This window comes from Anaerolineae bacterium, from assembly GCA_014360855.1.
In the GTDB taxonomy this organism is placed as follows: Bacteria; Chloroflexota; Anaerolineae; order JACIWP01; family JACIWP01; genus JACIWP01.
The window spans coordinates 1-25,555 of record JACIWP010000006.1 but is presented as its reverse complement, the minus strand read 5'-3'; the positions used below and the strand labels follow the sequence as shown (position 1 = coordinate 25,555).

General features: G+C 63.9%; 20 protein-coding genes. 9 read left to right on the top strand and 11 right to left on the bottom strand.

The features are described from left to right. The 4 genes from H5T60_00790 to H5T60_00775 all read right to left on the bottom strand — a co-directional run. The coding region (locus H5T60_00790; GenBank protein ID MBC7240969.1) for a proline racemase family protein at nucleotides 1–985 on the bottom strand (985 nt) is incomplete at its 3' end. 16 nt (nucleotides 986–1,001) lie between these two features. Beyond that, entirely contained in the window at nucleotides 1,002–2,432 is a 1,431-nt protein-coding gene (locus H5T60_00785) for a trimethylamine methyltransferase family protein (protein MBC7240968.1), read from the bottom strand. 19 nt (nucleotides 2,433–2,451) lie between these two features. Next, nucleotides 2,452–3,903, bottom strand: a complete 1,452-nt coding sequence (locus H5T60_00780) for a trimethylamine methyltransferase family protein (protein ID MBC7240967.1) — start codon at nucleotides 3,901–3,903, stop codon at nucleotides 2,452–2,454. 97 nt (nucleotides 3,904–4,000) lie between these two features. Then, nucleotides 4,001–4,720 carry a FadR family transcriptional regulator gene (locus H5T60_00775; protein ID MBC7240966.1) on the bottom strand — a complete coding sequence of 240 codons (720 nt, stop codon included), beginning with the start codon at nucleotides 4,718–4,720 and terminating at the stop codon, nucleotides 4,001–4,003. A gap of 1,407 nt (nucleotides 4,721–6,127) precedes the next feature. Between H5T60_00775 and H5T60_00770 the strand changes: the two genes are divergently transcribed. From H5T60_00770 to H5T60_00755, 4 genes are all read left to right on the top strand, one after another. Next, nucleotides 6,128–7,621 carry an alkaline phosphatase family protein gene (locus H5T60_00770; protein MBC7240965.1) on the top strand — a complete coding sequence of 498 codons (1,494 nt, stop codon included), beginning with the start codon at nucleotides 6,128–6,130 and terminating at the stop codon, nucleotides 7,619–7,621. Nucleotides 7,622–7,657: 36 nt separating this feature from the next. Then, nucleotides 7,658–8,233 carry an adenylyl-sulfate kinase gene (gene cysC / locus H5T60_00765; GenBank protein MBC7240964.1) on the top strand — a complete coding sequence of 192 codons (576 nt, stop codon included), beginning with the start codon at nucleotides 7,658–7,660 and terminating at the stop codon, nucleotides 8,231–8,233. Nucleotides 8,234–8,460: 227 nt separating this feature from the next. Beyond that, nucleotides 8,461–9,030, top strand: a complete 570-nt coding sequence (locus H5T60_00760; protein ID MBC7240963.1) for a DUF981 domain-containing protein — start codon at nucleotides 8,461–8,463, stop codon at nucleotides 9,028–9,030. A 220-nt stretch (nucleotides 9,031–9,250) separates the two neighbouring features. Next, nucleotides 9,251–10,618: an alkaline phosphatase family protein gene (locus H5T60_00755; protein MBC7240962.1), complete on the top strand. Its 1,368-nt coding sequence runs from the start codon at nucleotides 9,251–9,253 to the stop codon at nucleotides 10,616–10,618. Nucleotides 10,619–10,691: 73 nt separating this feature from the next. On the opposite strand, the gene H5T60_00750 is transcribed toward H5T60_00755, so the two are convergent. The 3 genes from H5T60_00750 to H5T60_00740 all read right to left on the bottom strand — a co-directional run bounded on the left by H5T60_00750 (nucleotide 10,692) and on the right by H5T60_00740 (nucleotide 14,228). Further along, on the bottom strand, nucleotides 10,692–10,841 hold the full coding sequence (locus H5T60_00750; GenBank protein ID MBC7240961.1) for a Flp family type IVb pilin: 150 nt from the start codon (nucleotides 10,839–10,841) through the stop codon (nucleotides 10,692–10,694). A 131-nt stretch (nucleotides 10,842–10,972) separates the two neighbouring features. Beyond that, nucleotides 10,973–12,217, bottom strand: coding sequence for an RNA polymerase sigma factor (locus tag H5T60_00745; protein ID MBC7240960.1), 1,245 nt, complete (start codon nucleotides 12,215–12,217; stop codon nucleotides 10,973–10,975). Between the two features lie 64 nt (nucleotides 12,218–12,281). Then, nucleotides 12,282–14,228, bottom strand: coding sequence for a DNA primase (locus H5T60_00740; GenBank protein ID MBC7240959.1), 1,947 nt, complete (start codon nucleotides 14,226–14,228; stop codon nucleotides 12,282–12,284). Nucleotides 14,229–14,663: 435 nt separating this feature from the next. Here H5T60_00740 and H5T60_00735 point away from each other — a divergent pair, with 435 nt between their 5' ends. After that, nucleotides 14,664–14,960, top strand: coding sequence for a 30S ribosomal protein S20 (locus H5T60_00735; protein ID MBC7240958.1), 297 nt, complete (start codon nucleotides 14,664–14,666; stop codon nucleotides 14,958–14,960). An 87-nt stretch (nucleotides 14,961–15,047) separates the two neighbouring features. Here the strand turns inward: H5T60_00735 and H5T60_00730 are convergent, their stop codons facing one another. The 4 genes from H5T60_00730 to H5T60_00715 form a co-directional block, all read right to left on the bottom strand. Further along, nucleotides 15,048–17,843 (bottom strand): hypothetical protein, encoded by a 2,796-nt coding sequence (locus H5T60_00730; protein MBC7240957.1) that lies wholly within the window; start codon nucleotides 17,841–17,843, stop codon nucleotides 15,048–15,050. A gap of 3 nt (nucleotides 17,844–17,846) precedes the next feature. Continuing rightward, entirely contained in the window at nucleotides 17,847–18,866 is a 1,020-nt protein-coding gene (locus H5T60_00725; protein MBC7240956.1) for a radical SAM protein, read from the bottom strand. Nucleotides 18,867–18,944: 78 nt separating this feature from the next. Next, entirely contained in the window at nucleotides 18,945–19,781 is an 837-nt protein-coding gene (locus tag H5T60_00720) for a methyltransferase domain-containing protein (GenBank protein MBC7240955.1), read from the bottom strand. Nucleotides 19,782–19,786: 5 nt separating this feature from the next. Continuing rightward, entirely contained in the window at nucleotides 19,787–20,977 is a 1,191-nt protein-coding gene (locus H5T60_00715; GenBank protein MBC7240954.1) for an ArsA family ATPase, read from the bottom strand. A 215-nt stretch (nucleotides 20,978–21,192) separates the two neighbouring features. Here H5T60_00715 and H5T60_00710 point away from each other — a divergent pair, with 215 nt between their 5' ends. From H5T60_00710 to H5T60_00695, 4 genes are all read left to right on the top strand, one after another. After that, nucleotides 21,193–21,903, top strand: a complete 711-nt coding sequence (locus tag H5T60_00710; GenBank protein ID MBC7240953.1) for a FadR family transcriptional regulator — start codon at nucleotides 21,193–21,195, stop codon at nucleotides 21,901–21,903. Nucleotides 21,904–22,033: 130 nt separating this feature from the next. Further along, nucleotides 22,034–23,842, top strand: a complete 1,809-nt coding sequence (locus H5T60_00705; protein MBC7240952.1) for a hypothetical protein — start codon at nucleotides 22,034–22,036, stop codon at nucleotides 23,840–23,842. A gap of 79 nt (nucleotides 23,843–23,921) precedes the next feature. Continuing rightward, entirely contained in the window at nucleotides 23,922–24,881 is a 960-nt protein-coding gene (locus H5T60_00700; protein ID MBC7240951.1) for an ABC transporter permease, read from the top strand. Nucleotides 24,882–24,888: 7 nt separating this feature from the next. Next, nucleotides 24,889–25,555: hypothetical protein (locus H5T60_00695; protein ID MBC7240950.1), on the top strand; the 667-nt coding region annotated here is incomplete at its 3' end.

Here is a 25,555-nt window from a genome sequence, read left to right as displayed (position 1 = left end):
CCAGCGGATCCTCCGGGTCCACCACGAAGGTATGAAATCCGGTGATATAGGCGGAGCCTTTGATGCGGGGGATGACCGCATCAAAAGGCCCCACCTTCGTCTCGCCAACCAGCATGCCCTCGAAGCGGGTGCCCAGGATGGACTCATGGATGAAGGGCTGTCCCAACGCCAGCCGGCCCAATGCATACAGCTCCGCCATCCGGGCACAAGTCCCCGTCCCGCACGGCGAGCGATCCAGGTTGCCGGCCCCGAAAATGACCGCATTGCGGTAATCTGCCCCGTTCTCCCCGGGCTGGGTGAACTCCACCAGGCCGATGGAGCGGATATGCGGCTGGGTCGGGTGCTGGACCGGGAAAGCCTCGTTCACCGCCGCCAGGATTTTCATCCCCACATCGCTCAGCCGGCGGGCATACTGCGGCTCCACCCGTAAGCCCACCTGCTCCACCGGCACCACGGCGAAGAAGTTGCCGCCAAAGGCGATGTCCAGCGTGATGGTGCCGACCTCGGCGATCTCCAGGCGCAGGTCATGGGCATACAGAAAACTGGGCACGTTCTGGAACCAGGCCCCCCGCACCCGTCCGTTCTCCACTTCCACATGCGCCTCCACCACGCCGGCCGCCGTGTCAAACCGGATGACCGTTTCCGGCTCCCGCGCCTCCACCATCCCCAACTGCACCAGGGCGGTGGCCGTGCCGATGGTGCCGTGGCCGCACATCGAAAGCCAGTCCGCCGTATCGCAGAACAACAGGCCGAAGTCGGTATCGGGCCGGCACGGCGGCAGTAGCAGGGCACCGAACATATCGGCGTGCCCGCGCGGCTCGCACATCAACAGCCGGCGCACCCCGCCCAGATGCTGGCGCGCATAGGCCCACTTCTCGGCGATGGTCTGCCCCGGCAGCGGGGGCAAGCCGGCCAGGATGAGCCGGGTCGGCTCGCCGGCCGTATGCGAATCCACCGTCTGGATCATCTTGCTGAAGACCGCCATGCCCGCCTCCTTTGGGTTATTTCCAGTATGCGGCCATCCGGTCAAGCTCCCGCAGGACTTCCGCCGGCAGGGGCGCCGGCGTATGCGCCATGGCCTTCTGCGTCGCTTCCCGCAGGCGCTCCTCAAACCGCTTGCCGCCTTTCTGCTTCCATTGGTCCAGCATGGCCCGGTCGAACAGCTCCGAGTACCAGACCTCGCGGAAATGGCGCAGGGTATGCTCCTCGTTCAGGTAATGGCCGCCCGGGCCCACTTTGTCAATGATGTCCACAGCCAGCGTCTCCTCGTTGACCGCCAGGCCCTGGAGGAACTGCCGCACCATGTACAGCACCTCATTGACCAGCACCATGTACGCCGGCGACGCCACCGAGCCGTGGTCCAGCCAGCCGGAGTCATGCACCAGGTTGGCGCCGGCCAGCGCGGAACTCAAGCAGGAGAAGGCGGCTTCTGCCGCCGCCTGCGGGTCGGGGAACTTGGCGTCGGTACAGCCGGCGGTGCCGAAGAACGGCAGGCCGTAGAACTGCGCCAGTTGGGCCATGGCCGCCGCCATGAGGGACATCTCCGGCGCGCCGTAGGAGAAGATGGTGGTGGACATGTCCATGATGGTGGTGAAGGCGCCGTAGATGAAGGGCGCCCCTGGCCGCACCAGTTGGGCCAGCACCAGGCCGCTCAGCGATTCGGCGCTTCCCTGCACGATGACGCCGGCGAAGGTCGCCGGCGCGGTGCCGCCGGCCATCGGCGCCGGATAATACACCAGCGGGATGCCCTTCTCCGCGCAGTACATCAGCTTCTCGATGGCCGGGTCATAATGCAGCAGAGGCGATACCGGCTCCGAGTAGTGGATGATGAACGGTGCCTGCAGAAAGGCCTCTTCACTGCCGGCGATGGCGATGGCCATCTCGTAGATATCGCGCGTGCTGTTCACGTCCTTACAGCAGAACACAAAGGGCTTTTCACAGTTGGTCAGCACCTGCTTGGCGATAACCCGGTCGGCGATATCCGCCGGCACATCCGCCGCCATGCCGATGGTCATCACCCAATGATAATTGGGCAGGGCATCCGCCACGCGTGCTGTCACGGCGCAGTCGGCGCTGGTAAAAGGCCGGCGCTCCTCCGTCACGGGGTCCAGATAATCAATGCAGTCCAGGCTCGGACCGAACCAGACCTTGTCCCCTTCCAGCAAGACAGTCCGCTGGCCGCCCCGCGTCCCCAGCACGACGCGGTGCGGGGCCTTGTGCAGGGCATCCTCCACCATCCAGCTCGGGATGCGCACCCGGTCGCCCTGGACACGCGCGCCGGCGCCGGCGAGGATCTCCTTCGCCCGCGGATGGGTGATCTGCACGCCGGTGCGCTCCAGCACCTCCAACGTCGCCAGATGGATCTGCCGGACCTGCTCATCGCTGAGCGTCCGCAGAACCGGACGAAAGCGTAGATCGGGATAACGCGTCATGATTTCCCCCTTTGCCGTCTCAGGCGTACTTCTGGTCCGCTTCTTCCACAATCCTGCGCATGGCCTGCATGGCCTCGGGCGGGATGGGCGCCGGCCCATGCGTCTCCAGGATGCGCAGTACCTTGGCCCGCACCCGGTCGGAGAGGGTCTTGCGCCCCTTGGCCTCCCAGCCGGCATAATCATCCCGCTCCAGCAGTTCCGGCTGCCAGAGCACCTGGCGGAAATGCCGCAGGGTGTGCTCCGTGGAGATGAAATGCCCCCCTGGACCAACCTGGGCGATCACGTCCACCGCCAGCGTATCGGGCGTGACCGGCACGCCCTGGAGCATGCGCTTCACCATAGCGACAATTTCGTCGGAGAGCACCAGCATATCCAGGGAGCCAGTGAGACCGGATTCCAGGTAGCCCACGTCATGGATCAGGTTGGCGCCGGACAGCGCGGCGAAGAGGATGGAGAGGCCGGCCTGCAGGGCCGCCTGCCCATCCAACACCTTGGCATCGCTGCAGCCGGCGGTGGAGAACATCGGCAAGCCCAGCCATTTCACGACATCGGTCAGGGCCGCGCTGAGCAGGAGGAACTCCGGCGCGCCGTAGGAGAAGATCATGGTCTTCATGTCAATCACGGTGTGCACGCCGCCGATGATGATGGATGCCCCAGGGAAACGCAGTTGGGCCATCACCACGCCGGCCAGCATTTCGGCCAGGCCTTGGGCCATGATGCCGGCCAGGGTCATCGGCGCGGTGAAGCCGGCGGTGGGCGCCGGCGTGTAGACGATCGGGATGCCGTGCTCCGCCGCATAGAACAGCTTCTCCACCACCTCTTTGGAGTGCTGAAGCGGCGAGATCGGCTCAATGTAAATGGCGAACAGCGGGTTGCGCCGGAAAGCATCCTCGCCGCCCAACACAGCGCAGGCCATGCGGTGCTGGTCCTCCAGCCCTTGACGGTCCACCGCGGTGATGACCATCGGCTTGCTGGTGCCGGTGATCATGGCCATGAACTGATGGCGGTCATAGGTTTGCGTCGGGGCATTGGATACCAGCCCCAGCGACATGAAGAAGTCAATGTTGGGCAGGGCATCGGCGGTGCGAGCGGCATCATACACATCCTGATAGACCGTCTTGCGGCGTTCGTCGGTGCGCGGGTCAATGAAGAACGGGGTATCCGAGCCGGTGCCGTAGTAGATGCGGTCCTTCTCCAGCACGACCTTGCGGCTCCCGTCGCGGCCGGCCAGCACCACCCGGCCCGGCGCTAGGTTCAGCGCGTGCTTGACCAGACAGCCGGGGATATGCACCAGGCCCTGGCCGTCCACGGTGGCGCCGGCGGCCTCCAGCATGTCCACTGCCTCATCGGAGTGGATGCGCATGCCCACCCCTTCCAGGATTTCCAGCGAGGCGCTGACGATCTCTTCGATCTGATCTGGCGACAGCGCGGAAAACTGGACGGTGGCATTGACGCGGTAATTGGTGCGCATGAGGCTCTCCTTTCCCCTGTGCGGAAACCGATGATATTGATCTGGCCGGCCCTGGCGGTTGGGCCGGCCAGGCGGAACCCTGTGGATGTCCGGCCGGTCAATCGAGGGAACGGACGTAGCCGGCGCGCTTCAACAAATCCAGCACCTGCTGCAACTGCTCCGACGCCGCGGCGCCGGCGCGCTCCGGATCATGCATGGCGATGGCCTCATAGGTCTCCCACTGGAGCCGCAGGGCTTCCTCCTTAATGCCGCGCAGGCTGACAACCTTTTCGATGACCTCGGAGAGCAGTGTCCGGGAGACCTGATAGAACTGCGCCAGCAGGTCATTATGGCTGGCGCGTGCGACAGCGTAGTGATACCGGAGGTCCGCGGTGGTGAATGCGGCGTCGTCATCAATGGCCGCCTCCATGTCCTCCAGGGCATGGCGGATCTCCTCCAGCTCCTCCGGGGTGGCGCGCTGGGCGGCCAGTTGGGTGAGTGGGATTTCGATGATCTGGCGAGCCTCATAGACGGCGGTGGTGTGGATGGGGTCGAGAGGGCCGGCGAGCAGGGCGCTGGCCTGCAGGACCGCTAACCCATCCGGATTGACCGTGGTGCCCCGCCCCGGTTGGGAATCCAGCAGGCCGACGGCGCACAGCGCGGCAATGGCACGCCGCACGGTTGCCACGCCAACGCCCAACTGGCGTGCCAGTTCCGGCTGAGCAGGGAGCATTTCGCCCGGCTGGAGCTGGCCGGAGAGGATCATACGGCGGATTTCATGGATGACCTGGTCGGTGAGCGTATCGCGCGGCAGTTTGCGAAAGGTGATCTCGGCCAAGGCAGGCACTCCTTTTCGGGAAACAATCGAAGATACGCGCTTTGCGAGTTTAATTATAGCACGGAATGGGCCGGCCGTCAACTGGCGTTGTGAGAGGGCTTGGCAAAATATAGCGGATGTACCTTGTTCCGAAGCCCCATCCCCGCTCCCCTTCCCGCAAACGGCCGGCGGTGAAGCTGGGCGCCGGCGTAAGCGCTTCTTTTTGACAATCCATGATCTCTGGGGTATACTTTATGAAGCTTTCCATGATACATCAATGAAGCATCGTGGAAACGCGGATATCCGAGGCCATTGAGGAGCAGTACAGCGATGTCCCTACAGGAAACCATTCCCCCACACGGCGGCACATTGATCGATCGTCAGCTCCGCGGCGTCCTGCGCGACGCTGTCCTGGAACGCATTTATTCCCTGCCGCGCATCACCCTTTCTCCCACCAACGTGTCCGACCTGGAACTCATTGGCACGGGCGTCTTCAGCCCCCTGACCGGCTTCATGACCCGCCGCGACTATGAAAGCGTGGTGGAGCACATGCGCCTGGCCAATGGGCTGGTGTGGTCCATCCCCATCACCTTGGCGGTGGAGCGGGAGCGCGCCGATGCCCTGCGGGAGGGGCAGGAGATCGCCCTGGAGGAGCCCAACGGCAATATCCTGGGCATTATGACCCTGGAAGAGAAGTTCGAGTACGACAAAGAGCGCGAGGCGCGCCTGGTGTACCGCACCACGGACGATAAGCATCCCGGGGTGGCGCGGCTGTACGCGCAGGGGGATGTACTGCTGGGCGGCCCGATTTATCTGCTGAACCGGCCGGCAGAGCGCCCCTTTAAGGAATTCCGCTTTGACCCGGCGGAAACCCGCCGTATGTTCGCCGAGCGCGGCTGGAAGCGCGTGGTGGGCTTCCAGACCCGTAACCCCATCCACCGCGCCCATGAGTACATCCAGAAGACAGCGCTGGAAATCGTCGACGGCCTGTTCCTGAACCCGCTGGTCGGGGAGACCAAGGACGACGATATCCCAGCGGACGTGCGCATGCAAAGCTACCTGGTCCTGCTGGAGAACTACTATCCGAAGGAGCGGGTCATTCTGGGGGTCTTCCCCGCCGCCATGCGCTACGCCGGCCCGCGCGAGGCCATCTTCCACGCCATCTGCCGCAAAAACTACGGCTGTACCCATTTCATCGTCGGGCGCGACCACGCCGGCGTCGGCAATTACTACGGCACCTACGACGCCCAGTACATCTTCGACGAGTTCAAGCCCGAAGAGCTGGGCATCACCCCCCTCTTCTTCGAGCATGCCTTCTACTGCCGCAAGTGCGATGCCATCGTCACACCCAAATCCTGCCCGCACGACAAATCGTTCCATATTTCTTTGAGCGGCACGCAGGTGCGCGAGAAACTGCGCAACGGCGAGATGCTGCCGGCGGAATTCACCCGGCCGGAGGTCTCGCGCGTGCTCATTGAGGGCCTGCGCCGCAGGACGCGGGAACAAGCTCTGGAAGCCTCCCGCGCCCAGGGCAAGGGGCGCCGGGTGCTGGTCATCGGCCTGGATTGCGCCGAGCCGAGCCTGGTCTTCGAACAGTGGCGGCAGGAACTGCCCAACCTGAGCCGGCTGATGGCCAACGGCCTGTACGGCCGCCTGCGCAGTACCGAGCCGCCCATCACGGTGCCGGCGTGGAGCTGTATGATGACCAGCAAAGACCCCGGCCAGCTCGGCATCTACGGCTTTCGCAACCGCGCCGACTACAGCTACGATAAGCTGACTATCGCTAACTCGCGCGCCATCACCGTGGACACGGTCTGGGACATCCTGTCGCGGGAGGGAAAGCGCGTCATCCTGCTGGGCGTGCCGCAGACCTACCCGCCCAAGCCGGTCAACGGATACGTCATCACCGACTTTCTCACACCCAGCACCCAGAGCCAGTATACCTATCCGGCCGAACTGCGCCAGGAGATCGAGCGCTGGGTGGGCGAGTTCATGCTCGACGTGCCGGACTTCCGCACGGAGGACAAGGACCGGCTCCTGCGCGATATCTACGAGATGACGCGCCAGCGCTTCGAGGTTGCCCGGCACCTGATGACCGAGAAGCCGTGGGACTTCTTCATGATGGTGGACATGGGCATTGACCGCATTCACCACGGCTTCTGGAAATACATGGACAAGACCCATCCCAAGTATGAGCCGGGCAACAAGTACGAGAACGCCATCCGCGACTATTACCGCTTCGTGGACGAGCAGATCGGCAAACTGCTGGAGCTGGTGGATGACCGCACCGTGGTGATCGTCGTATCGGATCACGGCGCTATGAAGATGGACGGCGGCATCTGCATCAACGAATGGCTCATCAAAGAGGGCTATCTGACGCTGAAGCGCTATCCCGACAAGCCGGCGCGCCTGCAGGACCTGGAAATCGACTGGTCGCGCACCATGGCCTGGGGAGAAGGGGGCTATTACGGCCGGCTCTTCCTCAACGTGCGCGGTCGCGAACCCCAGGGCATCATTGACCCCGCCCAATATGAGGCGGTGCGGGATGAACTCATCGCCAAATTGGAGGCCATCACCGATCCCGACGGCCGGCCCATCGGCACCATCGTCCTCAAGCCGGAGAAGATCTACAAGGAGACCCGCAACATCCCGCCCGACCTCATCGTCTACTTCGGCGGCCTGCTGTGGCGCTCCGTCGGCACCGTCGGGCTGGGCACCGTCCACACCTTTGAGAATGACACCGGCCCAGACGACGCCAATCATGCACCCTACGGCATGGCCATCTTCTATGACCCGCGGCAGTCCCTGGGCCGGCAGGTGCAGGACGGCTGGCAGATCCTGGACATCGCCCCCACCATCCTGACGGCCATGGGGCTGGCGGTGCCGGCGGACATGGAAGGCAAACCCATCCTCATCGGATAATATCCGACACACCAGCACATTGGCGGAGCATGCGCTATGGAACACAAAGGATTCACCATCTGGTTCACCGGATTGTCCGGCGCCGGCAAGACCACCCTGGCGCGCGAGGTCGAGAAACGCCTGCGCGCCCGCGGCATGAAAGTGGAAGTCCTGGACGGCGACGTGGTGCGGCAAGAGGACCGCGATACCAACATCCGCCGCATCGGCTTCGTCTGCAAACTGCTGACGCGCAATAATGTGGTGGCCATCGCCGCCGCCATCTCCCCGTACCGGGAAATCCGCGATGAGGTGCGGCGGGAGATCGGCAACTTCGTGGAAGTGTACGTAGAGTGTCCCCTGGAGGTCCTGATGGAGCGGGACGTCAAGGGGTTGTACAAAAAGGCGCTGGCCGGCGAGATCACCAACTTCACCGGCGTCAACGACCCGTACGAGCCGCCGCTGAACCCCGAAGTCGTGATCCATTCCGACCGCGAGACCGTCGAGGAGAGCGTCGAGAAGATCATGCGCAAGCTTAAGGAGCTGGATTACCTCCCGCCGGCGCCCGAGGACGTCTACTCCGAGGAAGAAGCCGAGGTCGTGGAGGAGCGCCTGCGCTCCTTGGGATACATCTAACCCCATCTCCCGAACCATCACATCCTCTGGCGATGCATCGCCAGGGGATGTGTATTTCCGTATTTGTTTATTGCGATGATAATTTACCAATTTGTACTGTCATCTAAACATAGCTTTCCTCGCATATTGTTTATATGTTCACTGTATTTTTGACTTTTTCTGAGACCTGTGATATATACCCTCTCGCGCCGCATTTCATCACATTCTCTTCTCAAGGAGGCACGACGATGGTAGATTATCTGACGTTGATGCTCATCAACATGGTGGGCGGACTGGTACTGCTGGCATGGTACGTGTTCCGCGGGCTGGATGATGCGGACCAGAAGCGCTGGGTGGCCGGCTTCGGCATCTCCGGTCTCATCGCGCTGATCAGCGGGTTCCACATGAGCTTCACCTGGCCCATTTCGGGTAGTTACAACATCCCCTATGGCGAGTTCTCGGTGTTCCTGGGCTTCCTGCTCTTCGGCGCCGCGCTCTCGCTGGCATTGAACTGGGATCTGAAACTGCTGGGCCTGTACGCCTTCTTCCCTGGCCTGGCCTCGGTGCTGATGGGATTTCGCTTCATGAATCTGGGGCTTTCTAAGGAACCAGTGTTGGCCGGCATCGGCTTCATCCTCACCGGCCTGGGCGGCGTCTTCGCCCTGCCCACCCTGCACTGGCGCCACAACCGCGTCCTCCGCACCCTCGGCGCGCTGGTGCTCCTGGTGGCCGCCCTCATTTGGGCCCTCACCGGCTACAACGCCTATTGGGGACATATGGAAAGTTTTGCCAATTGGGTGCCGCTGACCGCCCGATAAGGGCCGGCTCCTGTTCCACCGCACAACCCTGGGGTACCATACATCGTATGGTACCCTTTTTGTTGGAATCCGGGAGGAGATAGTCACCTGGCAGGTGACTGTCACCTCCCCCTGTCACCTCCCCATGCCGCCGGCCCATTTGTCCGAATCCCCGTGCGGTGCTATCATGTCGGTCTGGGCACACCATACGCCCACACATTGAGCACATCAGGAGACTGCTATGGGCCTGTTCGACCGCAAGAAGCCGGCCGCCTCTGCTCGCCGGCGCGTCATCGTGCTGGGCATCGACGGCACACCGTACACTTTCATACAGCGCATGATCCACGAGGGCCGTATGCCACATCTGGCCAAAGTCATCGCCGGCGGCACCCTCCTGCGCATGAACTCGGTGCACCCCACCGTCTCCTCGGTGGCCTGGTCCTCCTTCATGACCGGCAAGAACCCGGCCAAACATGGCATCTTCGGCTTCGTGGACCGCGAGCCGGCCACGATGAAGGTTTTCATCCCCACCTCCCAGGCCATGAAAAGCCCCACCCTGTGGGAGATCCTCAGCGCCGCTGGCAAACGGGTGATCGTCATCAACGTGCCGGTCACCTATCCCCCGCGGCCGGTGAACGGCATCCTGATCGCCGACTTCCTGGCGCCGAAGCTGGAGAAGGCAGTCTACCCGCCGGCGCTGGCCGCCGCGCTCCAATCCTGGGGCTACCGCATCGATACCGATCCCTGGCTGGGCCACGAGTCCAAGGATAAACTGCTGGAGGACGTCAACCTGGTGTTCGACCGCCGCGTGGAGGCCATGTTCCGCCTGATGGAGCAGGAGGAATGGGACTACTTCCACTGCCATATCATGGAGACCGACCGCCTGTTCCACTTCCTCTGGGAGGAGATGGAGACGAACGACCCGGTCTACGCGCCGCGCTTTTTCGCCTTCATCCAGAAGCTCGACCAGCTTATCGGGGAGCTGATGCGCCGGCTGGACGAACACACCGACCTGCTCATCATGTCCGATCACGGCTTCTGCACGCTGGAGAAAGAGGTGTACGTCAATCACTGGCTGGCCGAGGAAGGGTGGCTGAAATTCGCCGTGCCGGCGCCCAAGTCGGTGGCGGACATCAGCGGCGAAACCATCGCCTACAGCATGGACCCCGGGCGCATCTTCCTTAACCTGCGCGGGAGGGAACGGGATGGGCGCGTGCCGCCGGCGGAATACGAACATTGGCGGGAGCGCATCATCCAGGGCGCGCTGGCCCTGCGCGATCCCGATACCGGCAGGCCCCTGTTCCGCGCCGCCCTGCGGCGCGAGGAAATCTACCATGGGCCTCTGCTCCCACAGGCGGCGGATATCATCCTGGTGCCGCACGAGGGCTTTGACCCCAAAGGTTCGGTGAACAAGGAGCAGTTGACCTACAAAGGGCCGGCGCTGGTGGGGATGCACACGTACGATGATGCGGCGCTGGTGATTGCCGGCCGGCGCATCGCGCCGGCGCGCACCCCCTGGGTCGCCGATGTGATGCCGGCGATCCTGGAGCTGATGGGCGTGGCGAACCCCGGAGACCTGGACGGCCAATCTCTGCTGAGCCTTACATGAAAAGAAAAGGGGCTCCTTTCCAGGAGCCCCTTTCTTCATGTCCACGATGCTGGCTGCAGTGTACCTGCTGATCTTAGCTCAGCGCGCTCACGATCTGGCTGAACACGTTGCCGACGGTCGGGCCGAGCACCATAAGAATAGCGATAACAACGATAGCGACCAGAACAAGAATCAGCGCGTACTCGACCAGCCCCTGGCCCTCCTCACGAGGAAGAAACAACATCGCCGTTCACCTCCTTTCTTTGTGGTTTCGAGTGCTGAGTCCCTGCTCAGAATGCCGTCCCCGTTTGCTGGTTCCATTGTATTCCATAAAATATCGGGTTTCAATAGTACTAGGGTACCACAATGTTTGTTTTAAAGCAGGTAATCCCGCAGTTTGCGGCTTTGGTCGAGGTGCCGCAGTTTCTCCAGCGCCTTGATCTCGATCTGGCGGATGCGCTCGCGCGTCACCCCCAGCTCCGCACCCACTTCTTCCAGGGTATGGGGCTGGCCGTCCGCCAGGCCGAAGCGCAGTTCCAACACCTGGCGCTCCCTTTCCGTGAGGTCTGTCAGCACCTCCTGCATCTGTTCCCGCAGGAGGTTGCGCGTGGCCACATCCACCGGCGCCTGGACGGCACGGTCCTCAATGAAGTCGGCCAGAGAGGAATCCTGTTCTTCATCCACGGGGGTTTCCAGGGACAGGGGTTCCTGGGAGACCTGGATGATCTGACGGACCTTGCTAACAGCCTTGTAGAAGCGCCGGCGCACTTCCGCCGGCGGCTCCACCCCCCTGACGCGGCACTGCCGGACAGCCTCCAGGTCGCCGGCGCTGAGGAACCCCATCTCCACGGCAATCTCCTCCGTGGTAGGCTCATGCCCCAGCTCCTGAAGAAGCTGGCGCTGGACCCGCAGAAGCCGGTTGATGCTCTCCACCACATGCACCGGCACGCGGATGGTACGCGCCTGATCGGCGATGGCACGGGTGATGGCCTGGCGAATCCACCAAATGGCATAAGTGCTGAACTTGTTCCCCATATCCGGGTCGAAGCGCTCCACCGCCTTCAGCAAGCCAATATTGCCCTCCTGGATCAGGTCCAGCAGGGACATCCCGCGGCCCACATAGCGCTTCGCCACACTGACCACCAGACGCAGGTTGGACAGGATGAGCTTGCGTTGGGCAATATCCCCCGCGCTGACCGCTTCCTCCAGCTCCTGGCGCTCCACCTCGTTCTGATACTGCTTCTTCCGCAGCCGCTTTTCCGCTTCCTGGCCGGCGCGTATCTCGTTGGCCAGGGCGATCTCCTCCTGGGCGTTCAGCAGGGGCACCCGTCCGATTTCCTGGAGATACATATAGACGGGGTCCTCACTGCCCTCCAGCCGGGCCTGCCGGCGCAGTTCCTCCGCGTCAAACTCCTCCAGCTTCGCCAGCAGTTCCTCCGAGTCTTCCTCATGGGGCGCCTGCGGGTGCACTGCGCTGGGGTGAGTATTCCGTGGAGCATGCCGGCCGGCGGAAGATGCGGACAGGCGGGGTCTCTGGGCCGAACGGCGGGAAGCACTGGCCTGAAAGGACCGCGCCGGCGCGAGGGACGGCAACTGCGTGCAGTGACGGCGTGCCTTCATACTATTCCCCCATCCTGTTGGGATGCATAGTTCGCTGGGGGCTGAAATGTCATCCCCCGAATCCCTACACCACGTCCCGCTTTCCCCGCAGGGAAAGCCGATACAAGGCCTGGTCGATCGCCCCCAGGGTCACCGAATACTGCTGGATCAGCCGGGCAAAGCGGCCGGCCTGTTCCCCATCTCCGGACTGCTCCGCCTCTTCCAAAAGAAAGCGCAGACTGCTTAACTGCTGGCGGATGCCGCGCCCTTTCAGGGAAAAGGCACTGCGCGAGAGGTCCTGAAGAACCTCGTCCTCGTCCAATCCTTCCAGCGGTATCTCGGCCCGCTCCAGAAGCTCCTGGAGATAGCCGGCCAGGGGGGCCGGCAGTTGGCCGGCCAGCACGGCCGGCTCCGCCAACTGCCCTTCCTCCGCGGCGCGCTGGATCTGCTCAAAGAGATAGCGGTTCTCCGGCCGCTGGAAATCCTCGGGCGCCAAGAAGGGCACGCCGGCCTCGGCAAAGGCAAAGGACAGCGGGAAAATGGCCCGCGGATAGCGCAAAAGGTACAGCAGGCACAGCTCCTCCAGCGTCAGCTCCCGCCGGCCGGCCGGCAGGGGCCGCTGTTCCTCCGCTGGGCCGGCCTCTGGCGGCGCGCTCGGCCGGCGTCCGCGGCCCAGCCGGGTGCTTGGCCGCGCCGGCCTTGCTCCAACGACCTCGCGCTCCACCACATGCTCGTCCAGCATCAGCCGGCGGGCCAGCCGCTGGATATAATGATAGCGCTCGATGTCATCCTGCAGTTCCAGCAGGATGGGCTTCATCTGGCGCACGGCGGCGGCCTTCTGGAGGGGATCCCGCAGGTCCACATCCCGCAGGATATGGGCCATCATATATTCCACCAGCGGTTGAGCGCGCACCACCAGCTCGTTCCAGCGAGCGATATCCTGGCGGATGAGCTCGTCCGGGTCCATGCCGGCCGGCAGGGTCAGGATGCGCAGGTCAATCGCCAGCCGCTCCTCCTCCCCTACAGTGCCGTCGGGGCGCAGGGTCGGCACGCGCCGCCGGCCGATGCTCTGGCGGGCCAGGTTCAGACCGCGCAGGGTCGCCTGGTCGCCGGCCGCGTCCGCATCCAGGGCCAGCACCAGCCGGCCGGCCAGCCGCGCCAGGACGCGCAACTGCTCCTCCGTCAGCGAGGTGCCCATCGCCGCCACGACGTTGGTCACGCCGTGCTGATGGGCCATCATCACATCCATATACCCCTCGACGATGACGGCCTCACTGCGCGCCCGGATGGTCTTGGCGGCCCGGTCCAGCCCGAACAGCACCGCCCCCTTGTCGAAAATGGGCGTCTGCGGGGAGTTCAGGTATTTGGGTGGAGTGTCATCTAGGGCGCGCGCCCCGAAACCGATGACCTGGCCGCGCCGATCGCGGATGGGGATCATCAGCCGGTTGCGGAAGCGGTCATAATGGCCGCCCTCTTCGCGGGCGATGATCAGGCCGGCCTCCAGCAGTTCGGCGATGGTGTACCCCTGCGCCGTCAGATGGCGCGACAGCGCCTCCCAGTCGTTCGGCGCATAGCCCAGCTCAAAGGACTGAATGGTCTCCTGGGTAAGATAGCGGCCGGCAAGATAGCGCCGGGCGAATTCCGCTTGCGGCGAATGCAGGAGCAGTTGGTGGAAGAAGGCAGCCGCGGCGGCATTGGCCCCCCGCAGACGGTCCAACAGGTCCTGGCGGGCCTTCTCCTGCGGCCGGCGCTCCTCCAGCAGGACGCCGGCCTTCTCCGCCAGGATGCGCAGAGCCTCCCCGAAATCCACCTTCTCAATGCGCATGATAAAGGTAAAGATATCGCCGCCCGTCCCGCAGGCCCCGAAGCAGTGCCAGGTGCCGGTCTCCGGGAAGACCACGAAAGAGGGGGTTCGTTCGGCGTGGAACGGGCAAAGCCCCTTGTAGGTGCGCCCTGATTTCTTCAGGGGCACATATGCGGAGACCACATCCACAATGTCCAGGCGGTCTTTGATCTGGTCAACAACCGTCATCAGCGCCGCTCATTGCCGGCCATTATATCCCAGGCCCGGGAGTATCATCTGCCCACAGCGGTCCTAACGCACGATGTCGCATACGGGGAAGATATCGCTGTCCTCGATCATCTGCGAGCTGCACACGATGTGCACGGCATAATGTAGACCGATATGGCGTTTTTGTCAAAAGGGTCACGGCCGGCCCAAGCGGACACCCCCGCCCCAGCCCTTCAACGCGCGGCCATTTCCGACACTTCGCCGGCCAGAATTGGACAAAACCGCCCATTTCATGTATAAAGGTTCAACGCGATGCCAGAAGAGTACACCCGTTCGCCAAGGTGAAGCAGGTCCGCATCGTCAGGATGTGCGGGGCCAAACGGCTGGTACGCGCTCGCCGGCCCCAGGAACCCGCCATCCGCACCAGTTCGCTAGTGTGGTCTGAGGAGGATACCGTTGCCCAATACGAAGTCTGCCCTGAAACGCATGCGCCAGGCGGAGAAGCGCCGACTGCGCAACCGCTTTTACCGCTCTACCGCGCGCACCTATGTGAAGCGCGCCCGTGCGGCTATCGCGGCCGGAGACCTGGAAGCCGCCAAAGAGGCCATTAAGCGGGCCGTCAGCGCCCTGGATCGCGCCGCGGAGAAAGGCGTCATCCATAAGAACAACGCGGCGCGCCGTAAGTCGCGCTTGATGAAGGCGTTCAACGAGGCACTGCGCGCGGCCAGCGGCCCCACAGCGCCGGCATCTTGATGTAAGCCGCTCACCAATCCCTGCTCGCAAGAAAGGGCCTATGCCCCTGCACCGGCATAGGCCCTCTTTGCGTTTCCGCAAGCCGGCCTACCGCAGTTCCGCCCAATCCAACGCCGCAGAGAGGGTGCGAGCATCCGGGTTGCTCCCCACCCTCAGCCAGGACTGGCCGGCCTGCCACACCTCCGCCGCACTGCCGGCCGGCGCCCCCTTGACGCCGATGAGCGCATGGCTCCACGTCGGCTGTTGGCGCGGGTCCACCCCCGAGCCGATGCTCCGCAGGGCCTGCACCGCCTCATCGGTCAGGCGATCGGCGCCGCGCCCGCGCACCGCCCCCACCACGATATAGCCGGCCGGCACATCCGCCAGAAACTCCGCCATTTTCTGCGCCTCATGGGCGCTGGCGGCAGTGTCAAAAGCCGCCTTTTGCACCAGCCGGCCGGTGCGCGGCTCCAGCACGGCGAAATTATAGCCGCGCCGATGCGTCGAACCATCCACCTTCTGCCGCTCATCTCCGATGGTGATGTAGGCGAAATCGCCGGCGGCCTCGTCCGCGCTGTGGACCTCGATATCCACCGGTGTCTCCACGCCGGTCGTGCCGATAGCGCGCTGGGCCGGCAGGACCTGCCGCGGCGCGTCAAAGCGGGAGAAGGTCAGCGAGATGACGTTCAGACCGGGGCGCTGGTAACCCGCCGGCACGTCCCAGGCGTACTCCTGCCAGCCGGGGGCCAGCTCGGGCGCCGGCGTCAGCAGATGCCCGTTCAGCCGCACCTCCACCTTCTGCGGCCCCGCACCGGGGAAGTCGAAGGGGAGCAGGCGCAGGGTCAGCCGGCGGTCCTTCACCTCGCGCAGGGGCAGGAAGAGGCGCGCCGGCGCCCCCGTCGCCCAGACGGCCGTCGTGCCGCCGATGTCCTCGTCGCGGTCCCACCCTTCGCCGCGATAGATTTCCCAGCCGGCAGTGCCGACATCTATCCGGAACCCATCCTGCGCCGGCGGCTGAAGCACCCGGTACACGCGCAGTCCATCCTGCGCATACACCGGCGTCGGGTCCAGCGGCATGGTCTGCAGGACGAACTGCTCCGCCTCGTCCCAGGTGTCGGAATAGGGCGGCCGGCCGGGCACCGGCGGATGCACCACCACATAACGCAGGTCATAGAGATAGGCCAGCGCCGGCGCCTGCTCCGCCGCCTGCTGAACGAGGGTCGGGTCTGCCGGCTGATACAGCTCGATGTCGGCCAGCGCCTGGAAGAAGGGGATGGAAGCATAGTACTCGGTCTTGGTGGGTTCATGCCGGCCAGAGTTGCCGCTCAACAGCCGTTTGTGATGCACCGTCTGGTAATACTGGGTGCGGGTATCCTCGGCGCCCAGCACGCCGAAGCTGTCGCGCCAGCCGAGGGGCAGGGTGAGGATGGTAAAATCCCCCGGCTCCTGCGCGAGCTGATAGTAAAAGGCCGGCACCCGCGCGTCGGTCAGCGGAAGGGGCACGGAGAGATGCTCCACCAGCAGGCCGGCGCACAGCAGGAGGGAGAGGGCCGGCGTCGTCCAGCGCTTCCGCCACCTCCCCTCGGCGCGCTCCAGGATCCAGGCCACCGCATAGCCGGCCAGCACCGCCACCGCCAGCATCAGGATGACGCTGTTGCGGTTGGGTGCGCGATTGCCTTTGGCGATAGGAATATAATGCAAGATAATGAACGGAAGCGGCACCGTCGTCTGCAGGCCGTCCAAGTCAAAGAGATAGCGCCCGTTGATTTGGAGCAAGGGGCCGAGGCACAGCACGGCGAAGGTCACCGCGCTGGCCAGCCAGGCGCGCACACTCCGCCGCCAGACCACGCCGGCCAGGATCACCAACAGGATGGCGGCAACCCCCACCACCACCGTGTTCACGTCGGAGAAGCGGGCGGTGCCCTGCTTGACGGCCGCCAGCTCCGCCGTCCAATCATTGCCGAAGATAGGGTTCAGCTTAGTTGGGGTGATAAAGCTGAACAGGTCCGCCGAGAGGATGAGGGCATCGCCCCACCCGCTCAGCAGGTACCCCTTGCGCATCTCGCGCAGGATGAAGACCAGCATTGGGGCATACAAGACGCCGGCCGACAGCACCAGCAGGCCGAGCCGGCCCAACAGCGCCGCCCATTCCTGCCGGCCGGCCTGCCACCATTCCTTCAGCGGGCGCTCGCACAGCCACAACACCAGCGCCAGCAGGGCCAGGAAGACGCCAAAGATCATCTCGCACAGCATGGCGAAGGCGGCGAAGATGCCGGCCAGCACCGGGTGGATGGGCCGGCGCTCGCGCAGGGTCTTCAGGAAAAAGAGGGCGAAGAGGGGCAACCACTCGGTGCTGACCATGTCGTAATGGCCCAGCGCCAGATAGACGAAGCGGTTGCCAGCGAAGGCGTACAGCGCTCCGCCCACCCACGCCGCCCACCAGTATGCGGAGGGGGAGAGCCGGCCACTGCGCCGGCGCTCCGCCAGCAGATAGCGCAACAGCAGGAAGGCGCCGAAGCCGCTCATGGCGGTGGAGAAGAGCATAATGAGATTGCTGGTCAGCGCCAGGTTGAAATAGGGCTGGAGCGGCAGGGAGAGCGCGGCGTTGAAAATGGTGTAGGTGTACAGCACGAAATTGATGCCCACCGGCACCCAGATGTAATCGGAATAAAGGGGGTTGGTGCCCAGGTCCAGCAGGGCATATTTGAACCACCACTGGTTGTACACGAAGGTGTACTCGTCAAAGGCCCAGGTCTCGCTCCCCGGCACATGCGTGCCCAGGTGCAGGACCAGGGGATAGGTCAGGACCAGGCTCAGGAGCACATATGCGGCCAGGGCGATCAGCGCCGGCCCATAGCGGCGCCAGCCGGCCGGCGGAGCGGGCCTGTCCGAAACACGGCTCACAGGTCACCTCCTGAAGGTGCTGATAAGATGCCGGGCCACGCGCCCCAGGGTGGGCGGATGCAGGAGCATGTTGGCATAGCTGGCGTTGGCCATGGGGCAAGCGCATTCGCCGGCGGCGATGCTCCGCCGCAGTCGGCCGGCCTCCTCCCCGAACCAGATGCGCGCCAGGTCGTAATCGGCCTGCCGCAGGTTGCCGATGGGTTCGGCGCGGATACAGCAGGTCCACACATCCCCATCGGGCGCGATATGTCCGCTGGCCCAGCCGGCGTAGCAGGGGATGACCTGCCGGCGCTCGAACAGGATGCGCTGGACCAGGCGGTAATACTCGGCGCGAAAGGCCTGCGTGATGCGGGCGAAGCCGGCGAAGCGGTGTTCCGCCAGACGTTGGATAAGGAACTCCGCCGCCTGGGCATATTCCTGCGGCGACGGGGTGATGGCCAGCCCAACGGTTCCCAATTCCCCCCGTTCCTCGGCAATTTCCGTGATGTACGAGTCCGGCTCCAGCGCCATCAGGCCCTCGTAAATGCGCGGGATGTCCCGCACGTTGAGGGTGGAGATGACGGTGTGGATGCTGATGGTCAGGTTGGGGTGGTGCAGGGCCTTCAGCCGGCGATAGGTCTCCATGGCGCGCTGCCAGTTGCCGGGCACATTGCGGATGCGGTCGTGCCCCTCGCCCACATCGTCCAGCGACAGATTGACGCCGATCTGGGCACCCGGCGCGGCGCGGGCAATGGCATCCACGTCGGCCGCCACCCGTTCGGTCAACAGGCCGTTGGTCGGGATGGTGATGACCGCCGGCCGGCACAGCTCATAGGCACTGCGCACTATCTCGACCAGATCATCCCGCAGGAACGGCTCCCCGCCGCTGAAGGTCATGTAATAGGGCGTCTTTCCGAGATGCGCGAAGACACGCCGCCACTCCTCCAGGCTCAGCTCCTCCGCCTGCCTCTGCCAGACCTTGCAGGTGCTACAGCGGGAGTTACAGCGGTAGGTGACGCTGATGACCAGGCTGAAGGGAAGCATTCGCGGCCGGCCGAACCGTCGAAAGAGCCAGTATGCGGGCAGTCGGGGAAGCAGACGCACCAGGGACACCGCGGGGATTTACCTCGCTTTCACGGCAATGAGATAGCGGTGATGGGCCCAGACCGCCTTCAGCGGCCAGGGCAGGGACGCCCGGTCCAGGAACGCGTATTTCATGACGCGGGCGCGCAGGTCCGGCCGGCGCCCCAGGTAATACTCCATGATGTTCCAGGACCATGCATCGCCGGTGAAGCGGCTCTCCAGACGCTGGGAGCGGATGCCCAGCCGGCGCAGGACCTCCGCCGCCGGCATGACCGTGTCCGGCCAAGGCGGCACATCCAGCACCCCCTGCGCCGCGATGCGCAGGCCGGCCCCTTCCAACACCTGGCGGATGCGGCCCATATCCGCCCAGCGCTCATCCACGTAGCGCACAAACTCCGGCTCCAGCACGTGCTTGCGCAGCCAGTACCCCACCTGCAGGGTATTGGGCATGGCGACGAAGACCACCCGCCGGCTCAGCCGCGCCAGTTCTCGCAGGAGGCCGGCAGGGTCGGATAAATACCACAGGCCGGCCCACTCCCAGCAGAGGTCAAAGGATTCATCGGCAAAGGGGAGGCGCGCCCAATCCTCCACAGCCACCAGCCAGACGGGAAGCCCCAGCTCGCCCCAGATGCGCTGGACGCCGGCCAGCCGCTGGGGAACATCATCCGCCAGGGTGACCGCACAGCCGGCTTGCGCCAGCACCACGGAATTAATGCCGGTGATGCCGGCCATGCCGTATATCGGCGCCTCCAGCACCGTCTGGATGGGATACCGCCGCAGTAGAGCCCGGAGGAAGTCGTTCAGTACGAAGCGCTCATAGACCAGGCCAAGGCCCTCGTTGTAATCGTGCAGGTGCTCTTCCCAGGCCGGCGGCATACGGTTCACCCCTCCTGCGAGGCGTGCTGGGAATTTTCGCCGAAGGTGACGGTCAGGACGTTATCGGCGTACTGGGCGCCCAGCACCTGCCGGCCGGCCAGCACCCTCGGCAACAGCAGGGTGCGTTTGAAGTTGCCGATGTGGATGACCAGCTCTTCGCCGGCGTGCGTGAGCTGGATGGCCTCTTTCGGCGCCAGCGCCAGGGGCAGACGCAGGTAATAGCGGTTCCCCTCTTTCTCCACCGTCTGGGTGAGCCCCCGGAAATACAGCCTGGTCGGGTCCTCATCGCCGTAAATGCGCTCCGCCATGCGCCTGAGCATCTCCAGCCCCACCACCTCGTCCTCGAACATGGGCACCAGGCGCATCGGCAGGGGCGAGAACATTTCCTCGATCATTTGCAAGTAGCGTGCCTGGGTCTGGCGCCAGGTGTCGAAGTAGGGGCCGGCGGCATCGGCCGGCAGTACGCGGTTGACGACGACCAGGTCCACCGAATAGCCGTACAGGTTGAGATAGGTCAGCGCGCGCTGGGCCTCTTTGATGACCATTTTCTCCGGATTGAGCACAATGCGCGCCGAGGACAGCTCCGGGTCCGTCAGCAGTTGATGCATGCGCTCCAGCTCGCGGATCAACTGCTCGATGGTGCGGAAGAGGTGGTCCTCCGGGATGGGCATATCGGTCACGGCACGCAAAATCGGGCGTGAAAGCTGGATGGCCTTGGTCTGAATGGGAAAGATGCGGTCCAGGTACCAGCGCGCCATCTCCGGGAAGGCCAGCAGTTGAAGCGTCGCCCCGGTGGGGGCACTGTCAATGATGATGACATCGTAGTCGCCCGTGTCGTGCAGATACACGATCTGCAGAAGGCTGGCCAGCTCCTCCATGCCGGGCAGGACGGCGGTCTCCTCCGCCAGGAGCTGGTCCAGCCCGCGCCAGGCCAGCAGGGCGGACAGATACTCCTGCACAGTGCCCCAGTACTTTTCCATCTGATAGAGCAGGTCAATCTCCTGCCCCCACAGGTTATCGGTGATGGGCGTGGGTTCGGCCCCCAGCGGCATATCGAAGGAATCGGCCAGGCTGTGGGCGGGGTCCGTGCTCACCACGATGGTGCGGTAGCCCAGGTCGGCACAGCGCAGTGCGGTGCTGGCCGAGACACTGGTTTTGCCCACGCCTCCTTTGCCCGTGTACAGCAGGATGCGCATGATAGGAATCTCAACCTCTTGGCCCCGCGCCGGCGGGGAAATTTTCAGCCCCGGCATTATACCATGTTCAGGCGCGCTTGCCAATTCATCGGCGCAAAACCGCCCTTGACTTTTCGGATGAATGGTGCTATAATAGTAATAGTTGTATGATGACCTGATGAGTATATGACATGACATCATATGTCAGAGAGGTGCGGCGGATGCAAGAGATGCGGATGGCCCCGGTTAGGAAACAGCGCCTCCATGAGATCATCGCCGACCGCCTACAGGAAATGATCGTGCGCGGGGACTTCTGCGCCGGCGAAGCCCTCCCCACTGAAAACGAAATGGCCGAGCAGTTCCAGGTCAGCCGCACCGTCGTGCGCGACGCCATTCGCGTCCTGGCCACCAAAGGCCTGGTGGAAATCCGCCACGGCGTCGGCACCTTCGTCACCCAGAGCGGCCGCGACCGCCTGGCAGAAGCCATCGCCCTCTCCGTGCGCCGCGGCGACTACACCCCCTGGGAACTGTACCTTGTGCGCCGCGCCCTCGAGCTGGTCGTCGTGGAGGAGGCCATTCACCACGCCACCCCGGAACACATTGCGGCCATGCGCCAGGCCATGGACGATTACGAGCAGAACGCCTTTGACCCCGAGAAAGCTGTCGAGGCCCACATTCGCTTCCATCGGATCATGCTGGAATCCACCGGCAAGCGCATCTTGATGGACCTTCTCGAACCCATCACCGTTTTCCGCATCCCCTATGAGTGGGGAACGGAGAAGGGAGAGGTGCCGGCGCCGCAGAGGTATGCCGCCGGCCACCGCCGCATCGTGGATGCCATCGAGGCGCGCGACTTGGAACGCGCCCGACAGGCCATGCTGGACCACCTGGCCGACCTGGAGCGGCGCGCCCGCCGGGCCATGGAAGCCAGGGAGCCGGCCGAATAATCAGCTTCTTGCTGACCCCAGCGCATGCACACCATAGAAAGGAGGACGGACGAGAAGGAAGAACGACTGCGCGTTTGACCCAAAAACCTGTGACACACTCTAATCCTAATTTCTAGAAGGAGGGAGTACCATGCGTCGGCTGTCGTATGCTGTGCTGGCCATCCTGGTCATCGTCATGATGCTGGCCGCCTGCGCTCCTGCCACCCCACAAGTCGTCGAAAAGGTGGTCAAGGAGACCGTGGTGGTCAAAGAAACCGTGCCCGTCAAGGAAACGGTTGTGGTCAAAGAAGTGGTCACCCCCACCCCTGTGCCCCCGCCGATCAAGCAGGGCGGTCCGGTCTTCATCGGCACGGGCGGCATGACCGGCAAACACTTCAACCCCATCTGGATGACATCCAACCCGCAGTTCCTGGCCTTCCCGCTGATCCTGCCGGCCCTCACCTGGTTCGACGACAAGGTCCAGCCCATCCCCCACCTGGCCACCTCCATCGATGTCAACGCAGATGCCACCGAATACATCTTCCACCTGCCGGAGAACGCCAAGTGGAGCGACGGCACCCCTCTCACCGCCGATGACGTCGTCTTCACCTATCACCTGGCCATCCATCCCGTCGTCGGCCAGGCAGTCTGGGCCAACAACTTCTCCAGCGTGAAGGGCGCCACCGAATACCAGAAGGGCGAGGCCGACAAGATCGAGGGTATCCAGGCGGTGGATGCCCACACGGTGCGCTTCGAGCTGAAACAGCCCAACGCGGCCTTCCTGTTCAACACCTACCTGGGCATCCTTCCCAAGCACATCCTGGGGGACGTGAAGCCGGAGGAGCTGGAACAGCACCCGTATGTGGATGCTCCGACGGTCACTTCTGGCCCGTATGACTTCGTGGAATTCGTGCCCGAGCAGTACATCCACCTGAAGAAGAAAGCGGATTACTGGGGAACGCCGGCCACCCTCGACGAGGTCTACATCAAGCTCTTTGAGTCCACCGCCACCATGCTGGCCCAGTTGGAAGCCGGCGAAATCGACGTCGCCCTCATCCCGCCCGAAGAGCTGGAGCGCTTCGAGGGACTGCCGCACGTCGAAGTCGCTAAGGTGAAGGGCATCGGCTACTACGTCACGCACTTTGACTTCCGCAACGAGGAGCAGATCGCCCAGCTCAATAAGCCCAAGGAGCAGGGCGGCAAGGGCTACAGCATCACCAAGACGCCCAAGCCCTATCTGCAAGATAAGCGCTTCCGCCAGGCCCTAGCCTATGCCATTGACACCAACGCCGTCATCCAGGTGGTCGCCGGCGGCGAAGCCACCCCCATCTACAGCTCCATCTTCGGCCCTGACTGGGCGGTCAATCCTAACCTCAACAAGTACGACCAGGACCTGGACAAGGCCAAGGAGCTGATGACCGCGGTGGGCGTGACCTTCGACGACAAGGGCACCGCCCTCTGGGAAGGCAAACCCATCACACTGGTCTACCTGTCCAACACTTCCGAGGAAGCCCGCAAGCTGGGCGAGGTGCTCCAGCAACAGCTCAGCAAGGTCGGCATCCGGTTGGACATCAAGCTGGTCACCAGCGCGGCCTTCTTGAGCGCCGCCATCAACGGCGAGGGTGACCTCATCCGCAACGCCGGCGGCCGCTTCGGCGCCGATCCCAGCGTTTCCTCGCTGTACTACACCTGCAAGGCCGGCTGGGCGGAGCTGGTCATCGGCTTCTGCAACCCGCGCTTCGACGAGCTGATGGCCCAGGGCGTCGCCACCAGCGATATCAAGGAGCGGCAGAAGATCTACTGGGAGGCCAGCGCCATCCTGAACGAAGAGCTTCCCAGCCTCTTCTTCTACACGCCCAACGTCTTCTTCGGCATCAACAAGGGCCTCAAGGGGCTCAAGCCCAGCGCCGACCCGGGCTACTTGACCTGGAACATCACCGAATGGTATTTTGAGAAGTAAGGCTTCGACCGCGGCGGCATAACAGGCATGGAGTTCCCGCCTGTTATGCCGCCGTATCCCAGTCTGTCAGGTTGGGCACATGACCAAATACATCATTCGCCGGCTCATCATCTCTATCCCAGTCTTGTTCGGCATCACCGTTATCGTCTTTCTGCTCATTCACTTCGCCCCAGGCGACCCGGTAATGGGCATGATCGATCCCACCCAGGGAGGCTTCAGCGCCGAACTCATCGAACGGGAGCGCGCCCGCTTGGGGCTGGATCAACCCCTCCCCGTGCAGTACGTCATGTGGCTGGGACGGGTCCTGCGCGGTGACCTGGGCTACTCCCTCATCACCCGGAAGCCCGTCGCCAAACTTATTGGCGAGCGCATCTGGCCCACGGTACAGCTCACCATGTCGGCACTGCTCCTCAGCATCATCGTGGGCATCACCATAGGCATCATCTCGGCGGTGAAGCAATACTCGTGGATCGACTACCTCACCACCCTGTTCTCCTTCGCCGCGGTCAGTGTGCCGGGATTCTTCCTGGCCCTTGGCCTCATCTTTATCCTGGCGCTGAAACTCCAGTGGCTCCCCACCTCCGGCATGCAGACGCTGGGACAACCCTTCTCGGTGGGGGACCGCCTGAAGCATATGATCATGCCGGTCATCGTGCTGTCGGTGAGCATCACCGCGCCCTTAGTGCGATACGCCCGTTCTTCGATGCTGGACGTACTGCGGCAGGACTATGTGAACGCCGCGCGCGCCAAGGGACTGCGGGAATGGGTGGTCATCCTGCGGCATGCCCTGCCCAACGCGCTCATCCCGCTGGTCACGGTCATCGGCCTGCGTCTGCCGGCCCTCTTCGAAGGCTCCGTCATCGTCGAGCAAATCTTCCACTGGCAGGGCATGGGCTCCCTCAACATCTGGGCGGTGCTGAACCAAGACTACACCACCCTGATGGGGCTGAACATGTTCACCGCCATCCTGGTGCTGGGCGCCAACCTGCTGACCGACATCGCCTATGCCATCGTTGACCCGCGCATCAAGTACGAATGAGATCCCTATGAGCGCCCAGGCGGCAGGAAAGGGGTTGAGGCTGTGGTGCGGCATCGGCGGGGTGTACTATTACCCTCGGCCGGCCCAGGCACCGGCCATCCGCGAGTTCCTGGACCAGTGCGCCGCGGCCGGCATCCGCACCCTCCTGCCCTACTTCAGCTTTTTCCATTCGGGAGAGCCGGCGTTCCTGCGCTTCGAGGACGGCCGGCGACCGTGGAACCCAGCCGCTGTGCTGGCCCCTCTGCGCTTTTATACGGAGATAGGATGGGACCCCATCGCTTTCCTCGTGGACGAGGCGCGCCAGCGGGGACTGCAGGTCATCCTTTACACTGCACCGGACATTGATGGCTCCTGCTTCCCCAACTGGCACTCCCCGGTGGGAGAGAAACTGCCCATCCTGACCCTGACCTCCTTCGCCAACGAACACCCGGAGATGTGGGCGCGCACTGCAGAGGGGGAGGATTCCCTGGCGGTCTCGGGCTACGTGCGGATGAGCTTCGGCTTTGATGAAGCGCGAGCCCACCGCGCCGGCCAGCTCGCCGCCGCCGTGCGCCGGTATGCCGGCGCGGGCATTGAGCTGGAATTCCTGACCGGCGGGGGGACTGCCAGCCCTTTCGGGTTCGAAACGCCCATGGTGCGCAGCTTCGAGGAGACGTACGGCCGGCCGCCGGCCG

Excerpts from the sequence above, each read along its gene's own strand:
- H5T60_00785 (MBC7240968.1), bottom strand. The coding sequence starts at position 2,432 with ATGACGCGTTATCCCGATCTACGCTTTCGTCCGGTTCTGCGGACGCTC.
- H5T60_00780 (MBC7240967.1), bottom strand. The coding sequence starts at position 3,903 with ATGCGCACCAATTACCGCGTCAATGCCACCGTCCAGTTTTCCGCGCTG.
- H5T60_00770 (MBC7240965.1), top strand. The coding sequence starts at position 6,128 with ATGCTGCCGGCGGAATTCACCCGGCCGGAGGTCTCGCGCGTGCTCATT.
- cysC (MBC7240964.1), top strand. The coding sequence starts at position 7,658 with ATGGAACACAAAGGATTCACCATCTGGTTCACCGGATTGTCCGGCGCC.
- H5T60_00760 (MBC7240963.1), top strand. The coding sequence starts at position 8,461 with ATGGTAGATTATCTGACGTTGATGCTCATCAACATGGTGGGCGGACTG.
- H5T60_00755 (MBC7240962.1), top strand. The coding sequence starts at position 9,251 with ATGGGCCTGTTCGACCGCAAGAAGCCGGCCGCCTCTGCTCGCCGGCGC.
- H5T60_00750 (MBC7240961.1), bottom strand. The coding sequence starts at position 10,841 with ATGTTGTTTCTTCCTCGTGAGGAGGGCCAGGGGCTGGTCGAGTACGCG.
- H5T60_00745 (MBC7240960.1), bottom strand. The coding sequence starts at position 12,217 with ATGAAGGCACGCCGTCACTGCACGCAGTTGCCGTCCCTCGCGCCGGCG.
- H5T60_00740 (MBC7240959.1), bottom strand. The coding sequence starts at position 14,228 with ATGACGGTTGTTGACCAGATCAAAGACCGCCTGGACATTGTGGATGTG.
- H5T60_00725 (MBC7240956.1), bottom strand. The coding sequence starts at position 18,866 with ATGCTTCCCTTCAGCCTGGTCATCAGCGTCACCTACCGCTGTAACTCC.
- H5T60_00720 (MBC7240955.1), bottom strand. The coding sequence starts at position 19,781 with ATGCCGCCGGCCTGGGAAGAGCACCTGCACGATTACAACGAGGGCCTT.
- H5T60_00715 (MBC7240954.1), bottom strand. The coding sequence starts at position 20,977 with ATGCGCATCCTGCTGTACACGGGCAAAGGAGGCGTGGGCAAAACCAGT.
- H5T60_00710 (MBC7240953.1), top strand. The coding sequence starts at position 21,193 with ATGGCCCCGGTTAGGAAACAGCGCCTCCATGAGATCATCGCCGACCGC.
- H5T60_00705 (MBC7240952.1), top strand. The coding sequence starts at position 22,034 with ATGCGTCGGCTGTCGTATGCTGTGCTGGCCATCCTGGTCATCGTCATG.
- H5T60_00700 (MBC7240951.1), top strand. The coding sequence starts at position 23,922 with ATGACCAAATACATCATTCGCCGGCTCATCATCTCTATCCCAGTCTTG.